The following is a 21,497-nucleotide window of genomic DNA, read 5'->3' on the forward strand; positions in this document are numbered from 1 at the left end:
GCTGCTTCAGGCCACCGAACCGATGTGCCCGGCCCTCGCCGTGTCGCGGTGGATGGGGGTGTGGGCGCCCGTCAGCGGGACGCCGGTGCCGCCACGCCGGTCCGCGACGATCTCCGCGGCGATGGACAGCGCGGTCTCCTCCGGGGTGTGCGCCCCGAGGTCCAGGCCGATGGGTGAGCGGAGCCGGTGCAGCTCGCGGTCGGTCAGGCCCGTCTCGCGCAGCCGGCGGAGCCGGTCGAGGTGGGTGCGGCGGGAACCCATGGCGCCGACGTAGGCGACGGGCAGCCGCAGCGCGCGTTCCAGCAGCGGGATGTCGAACTTGGCGTCGTGGGTGAGGACGCACAGGACGGTGCGGGCGTCGAGGGTCTGGGAGTCGAGGTAGCGGTGGGGCCAGTCGACGACGACCTCGTGGGCGTCGGGGAAGCGGGCCGCGGTGGCGAAGACGGGGCGGGCGTCGCAGACGGTGACGTGGTAGCCGAGGAAACGGCCGACGCGGACCAGTGCCGAGGCGAAGTCGATGGCGCCGAAGACCAGCATGCGGGGCGGCGGGACGGAGGACTCGACCAGAAGGGTGAGGGAGGGCCCGCACACCCCCGGGGCCGCCCCGCCGGCCGGGGCGGGGGTGACGCCCAAGTGCCCGGAGCCGCCACTGCCCTCCCCCGGGCCGCCGAGGCCGATCTCCACGGTGGCGGTGCGCCCCATCTCCAGCAGGGCTCGGGCCCGGCCCGCCGCGGCCCGGTCCAGCGCCGGGGAGCCGAGGCTGCCGTGGTGGGGGCCCTCGGGGCGGACCAGCAGTGCCCGGCCGAGCAGGTCCGGCGGACCGGCCACGACGCGGGCCAGGGCCGCGGTGTGGCCTGCGGCGGCGAGGGCCACCGCCTCGGTGAGCGTGGCGGACGTCGGCGCCGTGGGGGACGGGACGCCCCCCGGCGCCCCGTCCCGCTCCGGCAGCACCGGGGTGACCAGTACCTCGATCACGCCGCCGCAGGTCAGGCCGACGGCGAAGGCGTCCTCGTCGCTGTAGCCGAAGCTCGCGCCGGCGGACTCGCCCGTGCGCAGCGCCTCCTGGCACAGCTCGTAGACGGCTCCCTCGACGCAGCCTCCGGAGACCGAGCCGATCGCGGTGCCGTCCTGGTCGACGGCGAGCGCCGCGCCGGGCTGCCGGGGCGCACTGCCGTGGGTGGAGACGACGGTGGCGACGGCGAAGGCGCGTTGCTGCCGGGCCCACCGGTGGAGCTCCTCGGCGATGTCCAGCATGTGCGGGGTCCCTTCGGTCGGAGGCGGTGGTGGTCGGGGGTGCCCCGCACCGCGCGCACTCTCACGCGGGGTGCGGGGACCGGGCCCGTTCGGGGGGCCGCCCGGCGTCACCTGACGCCCAGCAGGCCTTCGATGGGGTGGAGGGCGAAGTAGACGAGGAAGACGACGGTCAGCCCCCACATGAAGGCGCCGGGTTCCCGCACCCGGCCCTGGGCGGTCCTGATGGCGGTGTAGGCGATGACGCCCGCGCCCACGCCGGCGGTGATGCTGTAGGTGAACGGCATCAGCGCGACGGTGAGGAAGACGGGGATGGCCACGGACCGGTCGCTCCAGTCCACGTGTGCCGCGGTGCTCATCATCATGGAGCCGATGACGACGAGGGCGGCCGCGGCTACCTGGCTCGGCACCAGCGCCGTCAGCGGGGTGAAGAAGAGGCAGGCGGCGAAGAACAGGCCGGTGACGACGGCGGAGAGGCCGGTGCGCGCCCCCTCCCCCACGCCGGTGGCGGACTCGATGAAGACGGTCTGGCCGGAGCCGCCCGCCACGCCGCCGATGGCGCCGCCGGCCCCGTCGACCAGGAGCGCCCGGGACAGCCCGGGCATGCGGCCCTTGGAGTCGGCCAGGCCCGCCTCGGTGCCGACGCCGATGATGGTGGCCATGGCGTCGAAGAAGCCGGCCAGGACCAGGGTGAAGACGATCATCGTGACGCCGATCGCGCCCATCTGGCCCCAGCCGCCGAAGTCCACGTGGCCGAAGAGCGAGAAGTCGGGCATGGAGACGGCGCTGCCGTGCAGGGCCGGGGTCGTGCCGCCCCAGTCCTTGTCGGTGAGTCCGGCGACGTTCGTGACCACGATGGAGGCGAGGGAGCCGACGACGATGCCGATGAGGAGGGCGCCGGGAACGCGCCGGGCCTGGAGCATGAAGATCAGCAGCAGGGTGAGGCAGAAGAGCAGTACGGGCCAGCCGGTGAGCTGCCCGCCGAGCCCCAGGGTGACCGGCGAGCCCTTGCCCACGCCGACGAACCCGGCCTTCACCAGGCCGATGAGGGCGACGAACATGCCGATGCCCATGGTGATGGCGTGCTTGAGGGGCAGCGGGATGGCGTTCATGATCATCTCGCGGAGGCCGGTGACGACCAGCAGCATGATGACCACGCCGTAGACGACGCACATGCCCATCGCCTGCGGCCAGGTCATGTTCGGCACGACCTGGGTGGTCAGCGCGGCCGAGACGTTCAGGCCGGCGGCGAGCGCCAGCGGTACCCGGCCGACGATGCCCATGAGCAGCGTGGACACGGCGGCGGCCAGCGAGGTGGCGGTGACCAGGGCCGCGTGGTCGAGGGTGTGGTGCTCGACGTCCGGGGTGCTGAGGATGAGGGGGTTGAGCAGCAGGATGTAGCACATCGCCATGAAGGTGGTGATGCCGCCGCGCACCTCTGCGGCGAGGGTCGAGCCTCGCGCCGATATGTGGAAGTAGCGGTCGAGCCAGCCGCGGCCGGCGGGCTGACGCGAGCCGCGGCCCGCCTCCTCCGCCGTCGCGCCCGGCTCGGTGGTCTGCTGGGTCATGGTGCCTTCTCCCAAGGTTCACAGGGACACCCGCACGCCGAAGGGCGGGATTTGGGATGTGATTGACGGCCGCACGACCCGGGGGACGGCCCGAGACGAACGTGGGCGCGCAGGGCGCCTGCCGCCGGTACCGCGCTGCGGCAGGTCCGGCGGGGTGGGCCGGTGGGGCCCGTGCTCCGTCGTCCCCCGGAGAACGGGCCCCACCGGGGCGGGTCAGACGCCTGTCAGGTGTTCGGGCCTGACGGGCGTCCGGTTCAGCTCCAGCCCGGTCGCCGCGCGGATGGCGGCCAGGACGGCGGGCGTGGAGGACAGTGTGGGTGCCTCACCGATGCCGCGCAGCCCGTACGGGGCGTGGTCGTCGGCGAGTTCGAGCACGTCGACCGGGATGGTCGGGGTGTCGAGGATGGTGGGGATGAGGTAGTCGGTGAAGGAGGGGTTGCGCACCTTCGCCGTCTTCGGGTCGACGACGATCTCCTCCATCACGGCGACCCCCAGGCCCTGGGTGGTGCCGCCCTGGATCTGCCCGACGACGGAGAGCGGGTTGAGCGCCTTGCCGACGTCCTGGGCGCAGGCCAGTTCGACGACCTTGACCAGGCCGAGGTCGGTGTCGACCTCCACCACCGCGCGGTGGGCGGCGAAGGAGTACTGGACGTGGCCGAAGCCCTGGCCGGTACGCAGGTCGAAGGGCTCGGTGGGGCGGTGGCGGAACTCCAGCTCCAGGTCGACCGCCTCGTCCTCCAGGACGTCGACGAGACAGGCCAGTACCTCGCCGCCGTCGGTGACCACCTTGCCGTCCTCCAGCAGGAGTTCGGCGGTGGCCCACGCCGGGTGGTAGGTGCCGAACTTCCGCCGGCCGATCTCCAGGACCTTCTCGCGCACGGCCTCGCAGGTGTTCTTCACCGCGCCGCCCGTCATGTACGTCTGGCGGGAGGCCGAGGTCGATCCGGCAGACCCGACCTGGGTGTCGGCGGGTTGGATGGTGACCTGCTGGACGCCGAGTTCGGTGCGGGCGATCTGGGCGTGGACGGTGACGCCGCCCTGCCCGACCTCCGCCATGGCGGTGTGCACGGTGGCGACGGCCTCACCGCTGAGGACCTCCAGGCGGACCCGGGCGGTGGAGTAGTCGTCGAACCCCTCGGAGAAGCCGACGTTCTTGATGCCGACGGCGTAGCCCACACCGCGCACCACGCCCTCGCCGTGGGTGGTGTTGGACAGTCCGCCGGGCAGGGCCCGCACGTCGGCCTCGGCGCCGGCGCTCTCCCACTGGCGCTCGGGCGGCAGCGGGCGCGCCTTGACGCGGCGCAGCAGTTCGGCGACCGGGGCGGGCGAGTCCACGACCTGTCCGGTGGGCAGGTGGGTTCCCTGTTCCATCGCGTTGAGCTGCCGGAACTCCACCGGGTCCATGCCGAGTTCGGCGGCCAGCTTGTCCATCTGCGCCTCGTAGGCGAAGCAGGCCTGGACCGCGCCGAAGCCGCGCATGGCGCCGCAGGGCGGGTTGTTGGTGTACAGGGCGATGGCCTCGATGTCCACGTCGTCGATCACGTACGGGCCGGCGGAGAGGGAGGCGGCGTTGCCGACGACCGCGGGTGAGGCGGAGGCGTACGCGCCCCCGTCCAGGACGATGCGGCACCGCATGTGGGTGAGCTTGCCGTCGCGGGTGGCGCCGTGCTCATACCAGAGTTTGGCGGGGTGGCGGTGGACGTGGCCGAAGAAGGACTCGAAGCGGTTGTAGACGATCTTGACGGGTTTGCCGGTGCGCAGCGCCAGCAGGCAGCCGTGGATCTGCATGGAGAGGTCCTCGCGCCCGCCGAAGGCGCCGCCGACGCCGGAGAGCGTCATGCGGACCTTCTCCGGCGGCAGGCCGAGGACCGGCGCGATCTGCCGCAGGTCGGAGTGGAGCCACTGGGTGGCGACGTACAGGTCGACGCCGCCGTCCTCGGCGGGCACCGCCAGGCCCGACTCGGGCCCGAGGAAGGCCTGGTCCTGCATTCCGAAGACGTACTCGCCAGTGACGACGACGTCGGCACGCTCGGCTGCCGCCGCGGCGTCGCCGCGGACGATGGGCTGGCGGTGGACGATGTTGGGGTGCGGCACGTGGCCGGCGTGGTGGTCCTCGCGGCCGGGGTGCAGCAGCGGCGCGTCCTCGGCGGTAGCGCTCGCCTCGTCGGTGAGGACCGGCAGTTCGGCGTACTCGACGCGGATCTTGGCGGCGGCGCGGCGCGCCGTCTCGGGGTGGTCGGCGGCGACCAGGGCGACCGGCTCCCCGTGGTGGCGGACCCGGCCGTGGGCGAGGACGGGGGTGTCCTGGATCTCCAGGCCGTAGTTCTTCACCTCGGTGGGCAGGTCGTCGTAGGTCAGCACGGCGTACACGCCGGGCATGGCCAGCGCCTCGGAGGTGTCCAGGGAGCGGATCTCGGCGTGGGCGACGGTGCTGCGCAGGGTGTGGCCCCACAGCATGTCCTCGTGCCACATGTCGGAGGAGTAGGCGAACTCCCCGGTGACCTTGAGGGTGCCGTCGGGCCGCAGCGTGGAGGCCCCGATGCCGGCGTCGGCGCGGCCGCCCTGGGTGAGTTTGGTGGGCACCCGGCCGGGTGCGGTGGCGGCACGGGGCCCGGTGGCCCCGGTGGTGCGGGTGGTTTCGGTCGCCATGGTCAGGCCCCCTGTCCGGCGGCGGCGCGGCCGGCGGCGAGCCGGACGGCGTCGAGGATCTTCTCGTAGCCGGTGCAGCGGCACAGGTTGCCGGAGAGCGCCTCCCGGATGTCGGCGTCCGAGGGTTCGGTGTTGCGCTCCAGCAGTTCGTCGGCGGCGACCAGCAGGCCGGGGGTGCAGAAGCCGCACTGCACGGCTCCGGCGTCCACGAACGCCTGCTGGATGGGGGAGAGCCGGACGCCCTCGCCGGTCTGTCCGTCCCCTCCCGTGCCGGGACGGGCCTGCCAGCGGGCCGCGGCCTCCGGGGAGGTGCCGCGGGCGGCCTCGGCGTCGGCCGTGCCCTCGCGCTGCTGGGCGAAGTCGGCCAGTCCCTCGACGGTCACCACCTCGCGGCCCTCGGCCTGGCCCGCGGCGACGAGGCAGGAGCAGACCGGCACGCCGTCCAGACGGACCGTGCAGGAGCCGCACTCGCCCTGTTCGCAGGCGTTCTTGGAGCCCGGCAGCCCCATGCGTTCACGCAGGACGTAGAGCAGGGACTCGCCCTCCCAGACGTCGTCGGCGCTGTGCTGCCGGCCGTTGACGGTGAGGTTCACGCGCACTGGGCGCCTCCTTCGGTGACGTGGTTGCCGGACCGGTAGGTCTTCCAGGTCCAGCCGAGGGTGCGGCGGGCCATGACGCCCACGGCGTGGCGGCGGTAGGCGGCAGTGCCGCGGACGTCGTCGATCGGGTTGCAGGCACCGGCGGCCAGCTGGCCGAACTGCCGTACCAGGGAGTCGGGCAGGGCACCGCGCGACTCCCACAGCCCGGCCTCGTCGAGCGCGGCGGTGAGGAACTCCTCGGCTGCGGTGGCCCGTACCGGGGTGGGCGCGGCGGAGCCGATGCCGGTGCGCACGGTGCGGTCGGCGGGGTGCAGGGCGATGCCGAACGCGCAGACCGCGATGACCATCGCGTTGCGGGTGCCGACCTTGGAGAACTGCTGCGGCCCGTCGGCCTTGGGCAGGTGCACGGCGCGGATCAGCTCGTCCGGCTCCATGGCGTTGCGCTTGACGCCGACGTAGAAGTCGTCGATGGGGATCATGCGCCGCCCGCGGACGGACTCGACCTCCACCTCGCAGCCGGCGGCGAGCAGCGCCGGGTGGGCGTCACCGGCCGGGGAGGCGGTGCCCAGGTTGCCGCCGACGCCGCCGCGGTTGCGGATCTGCGGTGAGGCGACGGTGTGGGACGCCAGGGCCAGGCCCGGGAGTTCGGCGCGCAGGTGCTCCATGATGCGGCTGTAGGGGACGGACGCGCCGAGCCGGACGGTGTCCTCCCCCACCTCCCATTCGGTGAGGTCGGTGATGCGACCGAGGTCCATGAGGTGTTCGGGACGGCGGTGGTCGAAGTTGATCTCGACCATGACGTCCGTCCCGCCCGCGATCGGCACAGCCGTGGGATGCTCGGCCTTCGCGGCGAGCGCCTCCTCCCAGCTGGCGGGGCGAAGGAAGTCCATGTGCGGCTCTCTCCTACGAGGTCGGTGTCGTGAACGGTCGGCGCTCGGCCGGTGGGTGCACCGGCGGTGACCGGCTGCGGGAAGGGCTCGGCGGTGGAGCGGTGGTGCGGGCGCGGCGGGTGGGCGGAACGGTGGCGTCGCCCCGGGGAGGCGGCTGGGCCGGTCGGTGCGCGGCGGGCCACCCCGGTCGGGGAGAGGCTCCGGCACTTGGCTTGGTTCATGCGCTGTTCACTTGGTGGCCACCAGTGAACGCGCCCCGGCACCACCTGGTGCAGTCACCGAAACCATGAAGCGGTTGGCTGGTCTCCGGGCGCGTCTTGTAGATTCGAACGAAAGGCGGGGGTAGGGACACCTCGCGGTAATCCACTGGACTCCTGAGCACAGATCGGCTGGCAGGTCATGCGGCTGCGCGCACTTTTGGACACCGACTCGCTGGGCCTGCGTCTGCTCGGCGGCGAGGACGAGCTCGACCGCACCGTGCGCGGCGTGATGACCACCGACCTGCGGGACCCCAGCCGCTACCTCTCCGGCGGGGAGCTGGTCCTCACCGGGCTGGCCTGGCGCCGCTCCCCCGCGGACTCCGAGCCGTTCGTGCGCATCCTGGCGTCGGCGGGCGTGGCCGGGCTCGCGGCGGGCGAGGCGGAGCTCGGCTCGGTCCCGCAGGATCTGGTCGAGGCCTGCGCCCAGCACCGGCTGCCGCTGTTCTCCGTGGTGGAGGACGTCTCCTTCGCCTCGGTGACCGAGTACGTGGTGCGCCGCGTCTCCGGGGAGCGGGCGGGCGACCTGGCGGCCGTGGTCGACCGGCACCGCCGGCTGATGACACCGGGGCCCGCCGGCGGCCCCGAGGTGGTGCTCGACCTCCTGCACACCGACCTCGACCTGCGGGCCTGGGTCCTCTCCCCCACCGGCCGCCATGTGGCGGGCGCGGCGGCGCCCGGCAGCGCCGACGCGCTTCCCCCGCAGGTCCGCGGGGTGCTGGCCGGGGAGCACCTGGCCGCCTCGCGGTCGGGGCGCCGGGGGCCGCACCGGGTGGTCACCGAGGGCCGGGTGTTCTCCCTCTTCGCTGTGCGCAGCGACGGCCGGGCGGCCGGCCGGGAGCGCCCGCTGGCCCGGTTGTCTGAGTGGCTGCTCGCGGTGGAGGCGGACGCCGGGGACTGGCCCGCGCCCCGCGTCGACCTGGTGGAGGGCGTCACCCAGCTGATCGCGGTGGAGCGGGAGCGGCGGGAGGGCGCCCGGGCGGTGCGGCGGCGGCTGGCGGGCGAGGTGCTGGAGCTGGTGCAGGCCGCGGCCCCGCCGGCGGAGATCGCCGCGCGGCTGCGGGTGACGGCACCGGTGCTGCTGCCCGGGCTGCCCGCCCTTCCCGACTGGCAGCTGGTGGTGGCCAGGGTCGAGCGGGAGGAGGGCGGCGAGGGCGACGACGGGCTGGAGGGGGCGGTGGCCCAGGCCGTGCTGGAGGAGGTCCTCGCCGGCCAGGAGGCCGGTGCCGCGGGCGGCCCGGACCCCTCCGACCGCATCGCCGTCTCCCATTCCGGCGGCGAGGCGGTGGCCCTCGTCCCGCTGCCCCCGTACCAGGAGCCGGCCGGTGCGGCGGAGGAGGACGCGGCGCAGGCGCCGTCCGGGGGCGCCGGGGTGCGGGCGGCCTCCCTGCTGTCGGCGATGGCAGAACCCCTGACCCGGGGCCTCGCGGGTGAGGGCCGGCTGACGGTCGGGGTGAGCGCTCCCGTGCACTCCGCCGAGGGGTTGCGCGGCGCCCTGGAAGAGGCGCGGCACGCCCGGCGGGTGGCGGCGGCCCGCGGCGGCCGGGTGTGCGCCGCCGGCCACGAGGAACTCGCCTCCCACGTGCTGCTCCTTCCGTTCGTCCCGGACGACGTGCGGCGCGCCTTCACCGCCCGGCTGCTGGACCCGCTGCGCGACTACGACCGCCGGCACCGCGCGGAACTCGTCCCGACGCTGGAGGCGTTCCTGGCCAGCGACGGCTCGTGGACCCGGTGCGCCTCCCGGCTCCACCTCCATGTCAACACCCTCCGTTACCGGGTCGGGCGCATTGAGCAGTTGACCGGCCGTGACCTGTCCCGGCTGGAGGACAAGCTGGACTTCTTCCTGGCGCTGCGGATGAGCTGACGGGGCGCCGGGCCCTGGTCCGCGCAGGACGGCGACGGGGCGCCCACCGGGGTCCGCGTCGGCTCCGCCCCGGTCACCGGCCGGCGCCCGGGCCCCTGCACGGCCCGGCCCGGTGCCGGGCGCGGGGAGGCCGTCACCCGTCCGGCGCGCCGGCCACCCGTTTGTGAAAAGTTTCACCCACCCCCTTGGCGCCCGCCCCACTTCGTGCTGAGATGCGCCCACAGCTTCCTGTTCCGGCTCGACGGCGCGCTCGGGGAGGGCCATGTGGCGGAATCCGCCATGCCAGATTCTGGGAAGACCGTGACACCGAACGGTCGGTCACGACGGGCCGCAGAGGCCGCCGCCGGGTCCCGCACCCCGGGCATCCCCGTGCCGGCGCCCCCGCCGGAACCCTGGCCGTCCGAGGCGGTGGCGGAGGGTTCGCTGGGCCGCGCGGTGTGGCGCCTGCGGTCCCGGGGCTGCTGGGACGACGCGGCGGCCCTGCTGGAACCCTTCGCCGGCCGCGACGCCCGGGCCGCGCTGCGCCGCACCGAACTCCTGATCGAGCGCTGCGCCTTCACCGGGCAGGGCTGGGCCGCCGCGGAGGACGCGCTGCGGCAGGCCGAGGCCTTGGCGGGGGACGACGACGAGCGGGGCGGGGCGGCGTGCGAGCGCGGCCACCTGGCGTACACCGCGACCGCGCTGCACGTCCGGGACCGTTCGGACGAGGCCAGCGCCGCACTGGGCCGGGCGGCGGCCCTGCTGGCCCCCACCTCCCGGGGACGCGCCGCCCTGGACTACCGGCGGGGCCTGCTCGCGGAGCAGTCGGCGAGCCCCCAGTCGGCGCGCGCCGCCTTCCGCAGGGCGCACGCCGCTGCCACCACGCACGGCGACGCCCTGCTGCTCTCCAGCACCTGGCGCCACCTGGCGGGGCTGGCGCTGGCCGAGGGCGAGAAGGCCGAGGCGCGCCACGGCTTCTCGGAGTCGCTGCGGCTGCGCGAGGAGCTGGGCTTCGTGGTCGGCATGGCACCGGCACTGGTGGCCCTGGCCGAGGTGGTGCCCGCGGCGGAGGCCGACCGGCTGCGCGCCGAGGCCGCCCGGCTGTTCCGGCTGATGGGTGGGGTCCCCACCTGGTTGGGCGAGGAGTTGCCCTCCTCGCCGGCGCCGGCGGCGTGAGCACCCGGCGCCCGCGGGCGGCCCTCAGACCGGCGTCGGAACCGTGGCCAGGTGGGCGCGGGCGACCCGCTCGGCGGCCGCGGGGTCCCCTGCGGCGAGGGCATCGAGCAGCGCCGTGTGGTGGTGGGCGTGGGAGAGCAGGTCGGCGCGGTGGGTAGGGGGCGCACCGGTGACCGGCCACTGCGAGCGCCGGTGCAACTCGCCGGTGACGCGCAGCAGTTGGCGGTTGCCGGTCAGCTCGACGAGCGCGTGGTGGAAAGCGAGGTCGGCGTGGGCGTAGCCGCTGCGGTCACCGCGGACGGCGGCGTCGATCCCGGCCTCGGCCAGCGGCCGCAGCTCCTCCCAGGTGTCCGGGGGCAGCGTGCGGGCGAGTCGTACCACGGCCGCCACCTCCGTCATGGCGCGGACCTCCAGCAGGTCCGCGAGGTCCTCGGCGCTGTGTGCCGCCACCCGGAAGCCCCGGTTGGGCACCACCTCGACCGCCCCCTCCCCGGCGAGCTGCTGCATCGCCTCGCGGACGGGGGTGGCCGACACCCCGAACCGCTGGCCCAGCGCCGGGGCGGAGTACACCTCACCAGGCGCCAGGTCCCCGCTGACCAGCGCGGCGCGCAGTGCCTCCAGCACCTGACCGCGCACCGAGTGGCGCCGGGGCCGGAACGCCTGCGCCCGCACCTCCGGGGCGCCGGTGCCCCCACCGGCCCACCCGCTCCCGGGCTGCTCCCGCCCACCCTGTTCCACCACGACCTCCTGCTGCCTCGACCAGCACCCTAGGCCGTGTCTTCAAAGTCCCGCCTGCCCGGCGGTGTCTGGCACGCACGCTCGCCGCGTTGTCGGTCGTCAGCGCAGCCCGCTGCGCTTTCCTCCCTCCGCCTTGCGATCGCACGCACCAGACACCGCCGGGCCCGCCCTTCGGGCGAACGACGCTACTTTGAAGACACGACCTAGGTCCTCCCGTCCGGGCCGGATCGGGCGCACCTCCCCCGAACGCCTGAGCCCGGGCCCCCTCCGCAGGCCGCGGCCGGTGACGTCCGCTAAGGTGAGGCTTACCTGCCAACGCGCACGATTCGGTGGTGTCCCGCAATGCCCGCTGCAGTCCTGAGCTCCCCCGCGGTCCGCCGCCGGGCGACGGCCACGCCCGCGTCCCCGTCGGCCCCCACCACGTCACCGCTTGCCGCCGCCTACGCGCGACTGGCCGAGGTCTTCCCCGGGCTCCGGCTGGCCCAGATGGCCAGGGCCCCGCAGGGCGAGGGCTGGGTGACCGGCGCCTCGCTGGCCGCCGGCGGACCCGCGCTGGAGGACTTCGTCGCCGTCGACGCGGCCCAGGCGCTCGCCGACCACGGCAGGCCCGCCCGCCCCGACGTCGCCGCGACGTTCGCGCTGCACCGCTACGCCTGGCCGGCGGCTCTCGCAGTCACGCTCCCCTGGTTCCTGCTGCGCCGGGTGCCGCGTACGTCCCCGCAGCACGTCTCCTTCCACCGCGGGAGCGGGCGGCTGGCGGTGACGGCCAAGGAGTTCGCCTGCCTGCCGGACGACGAGGCGGCCGGCCTGCCGGGCGCTGTCGTGGTCCGCGACGAGGAGGCGCTCCGCGCCGAGGTGCGGTCCGCCGTCGCCACCCAGCTGGAGCCGGTCCTGGCCGCCTTCCGTCCCCTCCTGCGACGCGGCCCGCGCGGCCTGTGGGCGATGGTCACCGACGAGATCGTCGAGGGCCTCTGGTACACCGGCCACCTGCTGGGCGAGGAGGCACGCGCCAAGGCGGAACTGGCCCGGCTGCTGCCGGGCACCGTGCAGCCCTTCGTGGGCGGCCCCGCCTTCCGCACCCTCACCGGCCCGGACGGCGCCGCACTGCCCACCCGCGACCGGGCGAGCTGCTGCATGTACTACACGATGCGCCCCGAGGACACCTGCATCACCTGCCCCCGCACCTGCGACGAGGAGCGGGTGGCCCGTCTGACGGGCGCCGCCTGAGACGTCCTGGGAGCGCCGCTCGGTGGCCGCCGGGCCCCCGCCCCCTTTCCGGGCACGGCCTCAGGCGGGCCGCGTGACCGGGGACCACACGCCCCGCCACTGCTCGGCGCCCCACGCCTCGTACCGTTGCACCTCGGTGAACCCCAGCTTCGCCGCGAGGCGCATCGAGCGGCTGTTGGCGGTCTGGGTGCAGAGCACCACCGGCTCACCCGGGCGCGCCGCGGCGAACCAGCCGAGCACCGCCCGGCACGCCTCGGCGGCGTAGCCGCGTCCCCATGTCTCCGGCAGGAGCAGGTAGCCCAGTTCGGCCTCCCCGGTGTCCGGCAGGACCCCGCTCCGGCGCTCCGGATCGCGCCGGTTGAGTTCGACGGTGCCGATCATCGCTCCGTCGAGTTCGATCACGAAGAGGCCCGGGCGTCGCTCGGGTGTCTCAGGCAGCGCCCGCTCCAATTCCTCGCGTGGTCGCGGTCCGCCCAGGTAGGCGCCCACCTCCGGCGAGGCGAGCAGCTCGACGAAGACCGCACGGTCCCGTGCCTCCGGCTCGCGGAGCACGAGGCGCTCGGTCCGTATCGGGGCCGGCGGCCGGGCGGCGGGCCCGGGTTCAGTCATGGCGGGGAACCTACCGCACGCCGGCCCCGCGCAACCTTCGGGCACCCGGCCCCTCAGTCCCGCTCCCGCAGATACGCCTCCAACGCCGCGGCCCCGGTCAGCATCGCCCGTCCGCGGGCGGTGAGCCGGGCACGCCAGTCGCTCAGTGCGGCCTCCAGCGGCTCCAGACCGCCGGCCGTCCGCACCTGGGCGATCAGCGGGGTGATCTGCTCCAGCAGGTAGCCGCCGCGCCGGAGTTGATGGACCAGCCGGGCATCGCGTACGTCGGCCTCGGTGTAGACGCGGTACCCGGTCAGCGGGTCGCGGCGCGGGCGGACCAGCCCGGCGCGCTCCCAGGTGCGCAGCGTCGCAGGCCGGATGGACAGCTTCTTTGCCAGCGGCCCGATGAACGTCTCGCCGTGACCGGGGACGGCAGCCGGCTCGGACGCCGGACCGCGCTCCAGGTCGCGCAGGGCGCGTTCCACGGCCTGGAGGGTCTGCCGGTCGTCGAGGAGTTGGGCGTGGCTGACGTCGATCAGGCGGAACGCCTCCGGCACCGCCCCCTGGTTGACGGCCTGCATGATCGACGTCGCCCCCTGGTGGCCGTGGCCGGGCACCAGGGCGAGAAACGCCCGGAGAGCTCCTGCGTGCAGCGGGGTGTAGGCGCGGTAGCCGCTCGGGGTGCGCGCGGCCACCGGAAGGATGCCGGCCTCCTCGTAGTTCCGGACGGCCTGGGTGGACAGCCCGTGCCCGCGCGCCAGGTCGATCGGTCTGAGCCGACCACTGCTTTGAAGGTTTTGCCGCATGATGCCGACGTTATCGCGCGAAAGTCTCCACCGGGGCTTCAACGATAGCGTGGAAGGCATGGTTACCGACATCAAGGGCGCCACCCGTACCGTCGAGGCTGCCGCCGTCATGGGGCTGCTCCCGGCGCGGCCCCGGCTGCTGGCCCTGGGCGAACCCACCCATGGCGCCGATACGCTGCTCGACCTGCGCAACGAGCTCTTCCGGCAACTCGTCGAGCAGGAGGGCTACCGGACGATCGCGCTCGAGAGCGACTGCCTGCGGGGCCTGGTCGTGGACGCGTACGTCACCTCCGGCACCGGCACGCTCGAAACGGTCATGGAGCGCGGGTTCAGCCACGGCTGGGGCGCCTTCGAGGCCAACCGCGAGCTCGTGCGCTGGATGCGCGCCCACAACGACGGCCGGCCCACCTCCGAGCAGCTCCGCTTCGCCGGCTTCGACGGCCCGTTGGAGATCACCGCCGCCGCGAGCCCCCGCCAGGCCCTCACCGCACTCCACGGCTACCTCGCGGCCCGGGTGGACGCGGACCTGCTGCCCTGCACCGCCGCGACCCTGGAGCGCCTGCTCGGCACCGACGAGCGGTGGACCGACCCCGCCGCGATGACGGACCCGGCCCGGTCCGTGGGGCGGTCGACCGAGGCCGGGGAGTTGCGGCTGATCGCCGACGACCTGGTGACGCTGCTCGACACGCAGGCGCCGCTGCTCGCGGCGGCCTCGCGGGAGGACTGGGACCGGGCGTGCCTGTTCGGGCGCACCGCGGCCGGCCTGCTGCGCTACCACCACTGGATGGCCGACCCCTCACCTGCCCGGATGACGCGGCTGTGCGCCCAGCGGGACGTGATGATGGCCCACAACCTCCTTGCCGCAGCCGCGCGGGGGCCGGCACTCGTCCACGCCCACAACTCCCATCTGCAGCGGGAGCAGAGCACGATGCAGACGTGGGAGGGGCCGGTGCGGTGGTGGAGCGCCGGTGCGCTGGTCAGTGCCCGGCTCGGCCGGGAGTACGCCTTCGTGGCCACCGCGCTCGGGACGCTGCGGCACCAGGGGGTGGACGTCCCGCCCCCGGACTCCGTCGAGGGGCTGCTGTACGCGCTCGGGGCGGACCGCTGCGTCGTCGACGCCCCGCGGCTGGTCACCGCTCTCGGTGACGTGCGCCTCGCACCCCGCACGTCCCCGTGGTTCGGTTACGCCCCGCTCGATCCGGCTCACCTGGCGGAGAGCGACGGCCTCGTGTTCGTCAGGGATGCCCTGGGGAGCCAGCCGCGATGAAACGACTCAAGATCCACGGTCAGCCGGCCTCCGGCGGAAGGACGTACGGACGCCGCAAGCCGCGCCCCCAGCCGCGACCGACGACCCCAACCTGGCTACCAATCTGAGCAGTTGACCACTTCGCCGACCCCGCGCACGCCTCTTGTCGCGCGGAACGGCGCCCTCCTACAGTGGCTCGCGGGGATCGGGTGCCACCCGGCCTACGACCTGAATCGTTCCAGGTTCACTCCGTCCCCGGCCCGCAGTCACCCCCGGCCCGAAGGCTCCGCCGACTGCTTCGGCGGGGCCTCTGGCGAGGGACGTGCGCCCCCCGTGCGGGCAGTTCCCGCCACCCACCACGGACGGCGGTCGACTCGACCCTCGGGAGACGCAGGATGCACCCCTCGACCAGCAACGGATTACCGAAGGCCGGCTCAGCACCGGCGCGGGCGGGGAGGCGGACGCGCAGGCGCCTCGTCCCGCTCGCGGCCCTCGGCGCCCTCGCCCTCGGCGGCACCGCCCTCGTCCCCGCCGCGCCGGCCGCCCCCGTGCCCGGGTCCGCGGTGCGGGCGGCCGCCCGTACGTCCACCGCCTCGGCCGGGCACCTGGACCGGGCCCCCGTCAGCGTGCACAGCACCGCGGGCAACCTTGTGACCTGGCGCCACTTCCCCGACGACCCGGCCGGCCTGGCCTTCGACGTGTACCGCTCGGGAACGGCGAGGAAGCTGAACGCCGAACCGCTCACCGCCACCGGCGACTTCTTCGACCGGGGTGCCGCCGCCGAGGCGCGGTACACCGTCCAGCCGGTGACGAACGGCGTCGCGGCGGGCGCGGCCGAGGCGGCGCTGCCGTTCGCCGACGGCTCCATGGACGTGCCGATCTCCCCGCCCCCCGCCGGGGACGGCTACACCTACGAGGCCAACGACGCCTCGGTGGGCGACCTGGACGGCGACGGTTCCCTGGAGTTCGTCCTGAAGTGGCAGCCGACCAACGCCAGGGACAACTCCCAGAGCGGCGTCACCGGCGACACCGTCCTGGACGGGTACAAGCTGGACGGCACCCGGCTGTGGCGCATCGACCTGGGGCGCAACATCCGGTCCGGCGCCCACTACACGCAGTTCCAGGTGTGGGACTACGACGGTGACGGCCGCGCCGAGGTGGCGGTGAAGACGGCGGACGGCACGGTGGACGGCACCGGCAGGGTCATCGGTGACGCCTTTGCCGACCACCGCAACTCCGCCGGCTACGTCCTGGACGGGCCCGAGTACCTGACGGTGTTCGACGGGCGCAGCGGGGCGGCCCTGGACACCGTGGACTACGTGCCGCCCCGGGGCAACGTCGCGAGCTGGGGCGACTCCTACGGCAACCGCGTCGACCGGTTCCTCGCGGCCACCGCGTACGTCGACGGCTCCCACCCCTCGCTGATCGAGGCGCGCGGCTACTACACCCGGACGGTGATCTCGGCCTGGGACTTCACCGGGGGGAAGCTGAAGCGGCGCTGGACCTTCGACACCGACAGCAGCACCAACAAGGGCAAGGGCTACGACGGGCAGGGCAACCACAACCTGGCGGTGGCCGACGTGGACCAGGACGGCCGCGACGAGGTCGTCTACGGCGCCATGGCCGTGGACGACGACGGCTCGGGGCTGTGGACCACCCGGCACGGCCACGGGGACGCCATGCACGTCGGCGACCTGGACCCGTCCCGGCCGGGCCTGGAGGAGTTCAAGGTGGACGAGGACTCCACCCAGCCCTCGTCCTGGATGGCGGACGCGAGGAGCGGCCAGGTCCTGTGGTCCACGCCGGCCAGCGGCGACAACGGGCGGGGCGTCAGCGACGACGTCTGGGCGGGCAGCCCCGGCGCCGAGTCCTGGTCCTCGCACGACGACAGCCTGCGCGATCCCCAGGGCAGGGCACTGGGCCGCCGCAAGCCGAGCAGTGCCAACTTCACGCTCTGGTGGGACGGTGACGCCACCCGTGAACTGCTCGACTCCACGTCGATCACCAAGTACGACCCCGACCGGTCCTCGGACCCCGTGCTGCTGAGCGCGTCCGGGGTGCACTCCGACAACGGCACGAAGGCCACGCCCGCGCTGTCCGGTGACATCCTCGGCGACTGGCGCGAGGAGGTGGTCTGGCCGACCTCGGACAACCGGGCCCTGCGGATCTACTCCACGCCCGACCCGACCGGCCTCGCCCACCCGAGCCTGCTGGCGGACCGCCAGTACCGTGAGGCGCTGGCCTGGCAGAACAGCGGCTACAACCAGCCGCCGCACCCCAGCTTCGCGCTGGGCGCCGGCGGCTGACCCCGCCCCCGGCAGCAGCCCTCCCCCTGCGGGAGGCCCCGCCCCCGCCACCGGGTTCCCGGCGGCGGGGGCGGGGCGTGCGGGCTCCGGTACGGAGGCCGGGGCCGTCGTCATCCGAGCTTTCCGGCCCCGGCACCGCGGTCCACGGCGGCGGCCACCGTCTCCGGCCGGTCGACGTGGGGCCGCAGGACGGGCGTCCAGCCTGCGTCGGCGCCCAGGGTGTCGGAGGGGTTCGCGGCGTTGTAGGCGGCGAGGAGGTCCACCGTCCGGCCGTTGACGAGGTTGTGGTCGGCGGTCAGCGCGGTGCCTCCCCACTTCCTGACCACCCGGGCCGGGTCGACGGTGGCCGGCAGGGTGAAGGCGTTGGCCTCGGCGACGACGTGGGAGTCGACGCCGATGCCGAGGCTGTACTCGTAGTCCTGGCCGGAGCCGACCACGTAGTGGTTGTTGTAGGCGTCGACCTGTCCGAAGCGGACGCGGGGGGCGCGCTCGACGATGCCGCTCACAAGGTTGTGGTGCAGGGTGACGCGGAGCCGGCCGGCGTCGGTGGCGGCGGCACCGTCGCTGTTGCCGAAGAGCAGCGTCTTGTCGTGGTCGGTGAAGGCGTTCCAGGAGAGCGTGACCTGGTCGGCGCCCTTGACGACGTCCAGCTCGCCGTCGTGCTGCTGGTAGAGGCGGTCGTAGTAGGTGGGCTGCGCGGCGTCGGGGCGGCGGCCGTCGGTGAAGGTGTCGTGGTCGACCCAGACGTGGGTGGAGCCCTGGACGACGAGGTTGTCGTACTCGGAGTTCCAGTTGCCGCTGTCGCCGTCGGTGGGGTCCCACTGCGGGAAGCAGTCGTAGGCGTCCTCGAAGGTGAGGTTGCGGACGATGACGTTGTCGACGCCCTTGACCTGGAGGTCGCCGCCGAGGATGCGGGCGTCGCCGCCCACGCCGATGACGGTGGTGTCGGCGGGCACCTTCAGTTCCACGCGGGCGGCCTGGCGGGCGGCGGAGGCGGCCCGGGCGTCCTCCTGGGCACCGCTGGGGAGGCGGTCGCGTCCCCAGGTGGCCGGGTCGTAGGCGGCCAGGTAGGCGTCCCGGCTGTACCCGTCGGTGGCGTAGTCCTCGCAGGTCAGCGGGGAGCCGTCCGCGGCGGTGTTGACGTCGATGGTGCCCTTGACGCGGATGATGCGGGGGCCGCCGCCGGCGGCGAGCGCCGCGGCGAGTGAGGCGCGGTCGGTGACGGTGAAGACGTGGGCGGCGTCGGCGGCTGCGCCACCGGTGGTCCCGGTGCCGGCGGCGGCCCAGCCGTCGCCGGCCGGCAGGGTGGCGCGCGCGGGGTCGGAGACCGGGTGGCGGCCGTGCGCCTGGGCGACGGGCGCGGCCAGGGCGAGCAGCAGGGCGGCGCAGCCGGCGGCTGCGGCCCGGTGGGCGGATCGGTGGACGGGGCGGTGGTGGGCGGGCACGGTACGGCTCCTGTCGGTGGGTCGGGCGGGCGGCCGTGGGCGGGCGGGCAGTGGTGGACGTACGGGGCACCCGGGCGCGCGTTGCGGGGCGCGGGCGCGTTGCGGGGCGGGGGCGGTGGCCGGAGGGCTGTGGGCACCGCCCCCGCACGCGGGCCGGTCAGGCCGGCACAGTGCCTTCGGGCCGGGCGGCCCGGCCGGCGGGGGCCTCCTGGTGCAGCCGGTGCTCCGGGCGGGTGTTGAGGGCACCGTGGTCCGGCAGGGTGGCGGTGGAGTCGCCCGCGGGGTGGTGGACGGGGCCGCGGCGGCGGGTGCCGGGGTGGGCCGCGGCGGCCGCCGGGCGGGAGAGCGGTCGGGCGGGGGCGGCGACCACCGTGCGGCGGGTGGGGCTCACCCGTTCTGCTCCTGCCACTCCTGCTGGGCCTTGTTCAGTTGCCCGGCGAAGGAGTCCAGGAAGTCCTTCGCGCTCTCGCGGCCGAGCAGGACCTTCTGGAAGGCCGGCTCGTTGTCGGCCTTGGAGAGGGTGTTCCAGTCGGGCAGGTAGTAGGGGAGCTCGACGATCCTGGTGCTGCCGCTGCTCAGCGCCTCGGCGGCCAGGCGCGTCGGCTCGGCGCGCTGCACCCAGGCGTCCTGCGCCGCCTCGGTGTTGGCGGGGATGGCGCCGGCCGACTCGTTCCACCGGCTGTTGGAGCGGTGGGACGCGGCGAACTCGATGAACTTCCAGGCGGCGGCCTTGTTGTGGCTGGTGCGGAAGAGGCCGAGTCCGTCGACCGGGTTGGAGACCTGTACCCGGGTGCCGTCGGCGGTGGTCGGGTTGGGCAGGCCGCGGAACTTCCCGGCGCCGAGCGCGGTGACGTGGTCGGTGTAGGAGCCGAGGTTGTGGCTGAGCATGCCGATGTCGCCGCTGTCCCACTGGGCGACCATCTTGGTGAAGTCGTTGTTGACGTCGGCGGCGGGGGTGTCCTTCTTGTACAGGGCGGCGTACTTCTTCAGGGCGGCCACGTTCCTGGGGTCGTTGACGGTGGTCCGCCTGCCCGAGGAGTCCCAGAAGCTGGTGATGCCGCTCTGGCCGTACATGGCGTCCAGCGCCTGGGCTATCGACCCGGCGCCGCCGCGGATGGTGTAGCCGAACCGGTTGTGGGCGCGGTCGGTGAGTTCGGCGGCGGCCCGGTAGAACCTGTCCCAGGTGGTGGGGGCTGGCAGGTGGGCACGGGCGAACAGGTCGGTGCGGTAGTACAGGACGCCGTTGCTCGCGGAGGTGGGGACGGTGAAGAGCTTCTTCTGCCCGCCGGCGGAGCGCACCGAGTCGACCATGGACCGGTTGAGGTGGCCCTTGAGGGAGCTGCCGGCGATCCGGTCGTCGAGGGGCTCCAGCGCGCCCTGGGCGGCGACCCCGGCGAGCATGGCGGCGCCGACACCTCCGACGTCGGGCAGCGCGCCGCCCTGGATGGCGGTGTCGTACTTGGACTGGACGCTCTCGGCGGGCACCCCCACGTACTTGACGTGGATGTCGGGGTGGGCCTTCTCGAAGTCCTGGATGATCTCCTTCCAGACCTCGCGGCGGACGGCGGTGTTGTTGTCCCAGAAGGTGATCTCGCCCTTGCCCGAGCCTTCTTCGCCCTTGCCACCGGCGAGGCCGCTGCCGTCGTCACCGCAGGCGGTGGCGGTCAGGGCGAGGACGGCGGCTAGGGCGAGGGCGGTGGCCGTGCGGCGTCGGCGGATGCGGGTGGTCATGTCGGCTCTCCTTCGCCGGGTCTCGTCCGGATCCGGCTGCGGGTCGGTGGCGGGAGCGGGGTGCGGCGTCGGTTCAGCGGGTGTGCTGCGGGGCCCAGCCGTCGGTGCCGGTGAGGTAGTCGGCGACGGTGTGCCGGGCGGCTTCGGCGTCGGAGAGCTGCGGCCGGTCGGCGTTCACGGCCGCGCCGGGGCCGGAGTTGTGGTATTCGGCGAGCCGGGCGTCGCGCCAGGAGAAGCCGCTCATGTCGGCCCAGGGGGCGGCCTTGACCGCGGCGGGCAGCTCGCTGTCGCGGATGAGGGCCTGCCCCACGGCGTCCGGGTTGCCGCCGGGGTGCCAGGGGCGGCCCAGGTGGAAGGTCCCGGCCGGTGCGTCGCTGGTGATGCGGGAGTCGGTGACGAGGATGCCGTAGGGGTTGCCCTTCCAGGTCGAGGGCGCGGTGACGTAGCCGTTGTTGCTGTTCGAGCCGCGGCTGAGCGCCCGGATCTCGCAGTGGTCCAGGACGGTGGTGGCGCGGCCGTAGAGGAAGTCGACGTCGCCCTCCAGGTAGGAGTCGTGGACGTAGACGCGGCTGACGGCCTGAAGGGCCGGGCTGTCGGTCATCAGCGTGTCCTGGTTGCCGAGGAAGGCCACGTCGTCGAAGACGAGCCGGTCGCCGGTGGTCTTCACCGCCAGCGCCTGCTCGTTTGCGAGGTCGTGGGCGGCTTCGTCGAAGTCGTTGACGAAGGTGAGGTGGCGGGCGGTCACGTCGTCGGCGGCGATCAGCACGGTGGCGCTGCCGCTGGAGCCGCCGTACTCGTTGGGGGTGTCGTGGACGATGACGGTGTCCGAGCGGTCGTTGCCGGTGCCGCGCAGCGTGAGGTGGGGCTTGGTCGCCGGGATGCGGACCTGTTCGCGGTAGGTGCCGGGAGCCACCGCCACGGTCGCCACCGCGCCCTCGGGTGCCGCGTCCACCGCGGCCTGCACCGTGGGGTAGTCGCCGGGCACGTTCAGGACGGTCTCGGCGGCCGGCTGCCGGTGGTGGCCGGCGGCCGGCGCGGCGGCCAGGGCCCCGGGGGCGGGCAGCAGCACGGTGGCGAGTGCGAGTGCGGCGGCCAGGGCCCCCGGCCGGCGGGCGCGCCCGGCGCTCGCTCCGGCACCGGCCGGGCGGGGGTGGTGCGGCGGGTGGTCGGGGACGGT

The 21,497-nt window shown here is 74.4% G+C and carries 16 protein-coding genes and 1 pseudogene; 5 read left to right on the top strand and 12 right to left on the bottom strand.

Annotated features, from left to right (window positions below; all coding sequences use genetic code 11):
* Positions 1-6: 6 nt before the first annotated feature.
* The 5 genes from ACFV3R_RS21035 to ACFV3R_RS21055 all read right to left on the bottom strand — a co-directional run bounded on the left by ACFV3R_RS21035 (position 7) and on the right by ACFV3R_RS21055 (position 6,957).
* On the bottom strand, positions 7-1,254 hold the full coding sequence (locus ACFV3R_RS21035) for an XdhC family protein (RefSeq protein WP_385585013.1): 1,248 nt from the start codon (positions 1,252-1,254) through the stop codon (positions 7-9).
* Between the two features lie 107 nt (positions 1,255-1,361).
* A complete protein-coding gene (locus ACFV3R_RS21040) occupies positions 1,362-2,819 on the bottom strand; it encodes an NCS2 family permease (protein WP_385585016.1) in 1,458 nt (485 codons plus the stop codon).
* A 213-nt stretch (positions 2,820-3,032) separates the two neighbouring features.
* Positions 3,033-5,468, bottom strand: coding sequence for a xanthine dehydrogenase subunit D (gene pucD, locus ACFV3R_RS21045; RefSeq protein WP_385585018.1), 2,436 nt, complete (start codon positions 5,466-5,468; stop codon positions 3,033-3,035).
* 2 nt (positions 5,469-5,470) lie between these two features.
* A complete protein-coding gene (locus tag ACFV3R_RS21050) occupies positions 5,471-6,067 on the bottom strand; it encodes a (2Fe-2S)-binding protein (protein ID WP_385585020.1) in 597 nt (198 codons plus the stop codon).
* Positions 6,058-6,957 (bottom strand): FAD binding domain-containing protein, encoded by a 900-nt coding sequence (locus tag ACFV3R_RS21055; RefSeq protein ID WP_385585023.1) that lies wholly within the window; start codon positions 6,955-6,957, stop codon positions 6,058-6,060. The genes ACFV3R_RS21050 and ACFV3R_RS21055 overlap by 10 nt, the downstream gene beginning before the upstream one ends.
* 399 nt (positions 6,958-7,356) lie before the next feature.
* Here ACFV3R_RS21055 and ACFV3R_RS21060 point away from each other — a divergent pair, with 399 nt between their 5' ends.
* Complete coding sequence (locus ACFV3R_RS21060) at positions 7,357-9,078, top strand: PucR family transcriptional regulator (protein WP_385585026.1); 1,722 nt, start codon at positions 7,357-7,359, stop codon at positions 9,076-9,078.
* Positions 9,079-9,378: 300 nt separating this feature from the next.
* Positions 9,379-10,233, top strand: coding sequence for a hypothetical protein (locus tag ACFV3R_RS21065; protein WP_385585029.1), 855 nt, complete (start codon positions 9,379-9,381; stop codon positions 10,231-10,233).
* A 24-nt stretch (positions 10,234-10,257) separates the two neighbouring features.
* Here ACFV3R_RS21065 and ACFV3R_RS21070 read toward each other — a convergent pair whose 3' ends face one another.
* Complete coding sequence (locus tag ACFV3R_RS21070) at positions 10,258-10,971, bottom strand: GntR family transcriptional regulator (RefSeq protein ID WP_385585032.1); 714 nt, start codon at positions 10,969-10,971, stop codon at positions 10,258-10,260.
* Between the two features lie 342 nt (positions 10,972-11,313).
* Between ACFV3R_RS21070 and ACFV3R_RS21075 the strand changes: the two genes are divergently transcribed.
* The gene (locus ACFV3R_RS21075) at positions 11,314-12,198 is read left to right on the top strand and encodes a (2Fe-2S)-binding protein (RefSeq protein ID WP_385585035.1); all 885 of its coding nucleotides are present in this window, start codon (positions 11,314-11,316) and stop codon (positions 12,196-12,198) included.
* A gap of 60 nt (positions 12,199-12,258) precedes the next feature.
* Here ACFV3R_RS21075 and ACFV3R_RS21080 read toward each other — a convergent pair whose 3' ends face one another.
* Positions 12,259-12,807 carry a GNAT family N-acetyltransferase gene (locus ACFV3R_RS21080; RefSeq protein WP_385585038.1) on the bottom strand — a complete coding sequence of 183 codons (549 nt, stop codon included), beginning with the start codon at positions 12,805-12,807 and terminating at the stop codon, positions 12,259-12,261.
* 53 nt (positions 12,808-12,860) lie between these two features.
* On the bottom strand, positions 12,861-13,592 hold the full coding sequence (locus ACFV3R_RS21085; RefSeq protein ID WP_385585040.1) for a TioE family transcriptional regulator: 732 nt from the start codon (positions 13,590-13,592) through the stop codon (positions 12,861-12,863).
* 58 nt (positions 13,593-13,650) lie between these two features.
* On the opposite strand from ACFV3R_RS21085, the gene ACFV3R_RS21090 reads away from it, so the two are divergent.
* Both ACFV3R_RS21090 and ACFV3R_RS21095 read left to right on the top strand, forming a co-directional pair.
* Complete coding sequence (locus tag ACFV3R_RS21090) at positions 13,651-14,859, top strand: erythromycin esterase family protein (protein ID WP_385585043.1); 1,209 nt, start codon at positions 13,651-13,653, stop codon at positions 14,857-14,859.
* A gap of 374 nt (positions 14,860-15,233) precedes the next feature.
* Positions 15,234-17,144, top strand: coding sequence for a rhamnogalacturonan lyase (locus tag ACFV3R_RS21095; RefSeq protein WP_385585046.1), 1,911 nt, complete (start codon positions 15,234-15,236; stop codon positions 17,142-17,144).
* Positions 17,145-17,254: 110 nt separating this feature from the next.
* Here the strand turns inward: ACFV3R_RS21095 and ACFV3R_RS21100 are convergent, their stop codons facing one another.
* The 4 genes and pseudogenes from ACFV3R_RS21100 to ACFV3R_RS21115 form a co-directional block, all read right to left on the bottom strand.
* Positions 17,255-18,589 carry a polysaccharide lyase family 1 protein gene (locus ACFV3R_RS21100; RefSeq protein WP_385585049.1) on the bottom strand — a complete coding sequence of 445 codons (1,335 nt, stop codon included), beginning with the start codon at positions 18,587-18,589 and terminating at the stop codon, positions 17,255-17,257.
* Positions 18,590-18,746: 157 nt separating this feature from the next.
* On the bottom strand, positions 18,747-18,980 hold the full coding sequence (locus ACFV3R_RS21105; RefSeq protein ID WP_385585052.1) for a hypothetical protein: 234 nt from the start codon (positions 18,978-18,980) through the stop codon (positions 18,747-18,749).
* Positions 18,977-20,320 carry an ABC transporter substrate-binding protein gene (locus ACFV3R_RS21110; protein ID WP_385585055.1) on the bottom strand — a complete coding sequence of 448 codons (1,344 nt, stop codon included), beginning with the start codon at positions 20,318-20,320 and terminating at the stop codon, positions 18,977-18,979. Before ACFV3R_RS21110 ends, ACFV3R_RS21105 begins: the two co-directional genes overlap by 4 nt.
* A gap of 73 nt (positions 20,321-20,393) precedes the next feature.
* Positions 20,394-21,362: pseudogene (locus tag ACFV3R_RS21115) on the bottom strand (pectinesterase family protein); the annotation flags it as partial.
* Between the last annotated feature and the right edge of the window lie 135 nt (positions 21,363-21,497).

Origin of the sequence: Streptomyces sp. NPDC059740 (assembly GCF_042733155.1) — a bacterium.
GTDB lineage: Bacteria > Actinomycetota > Actinomycetes > Streptomycetales > Streptomycetaceae > Streptomyces.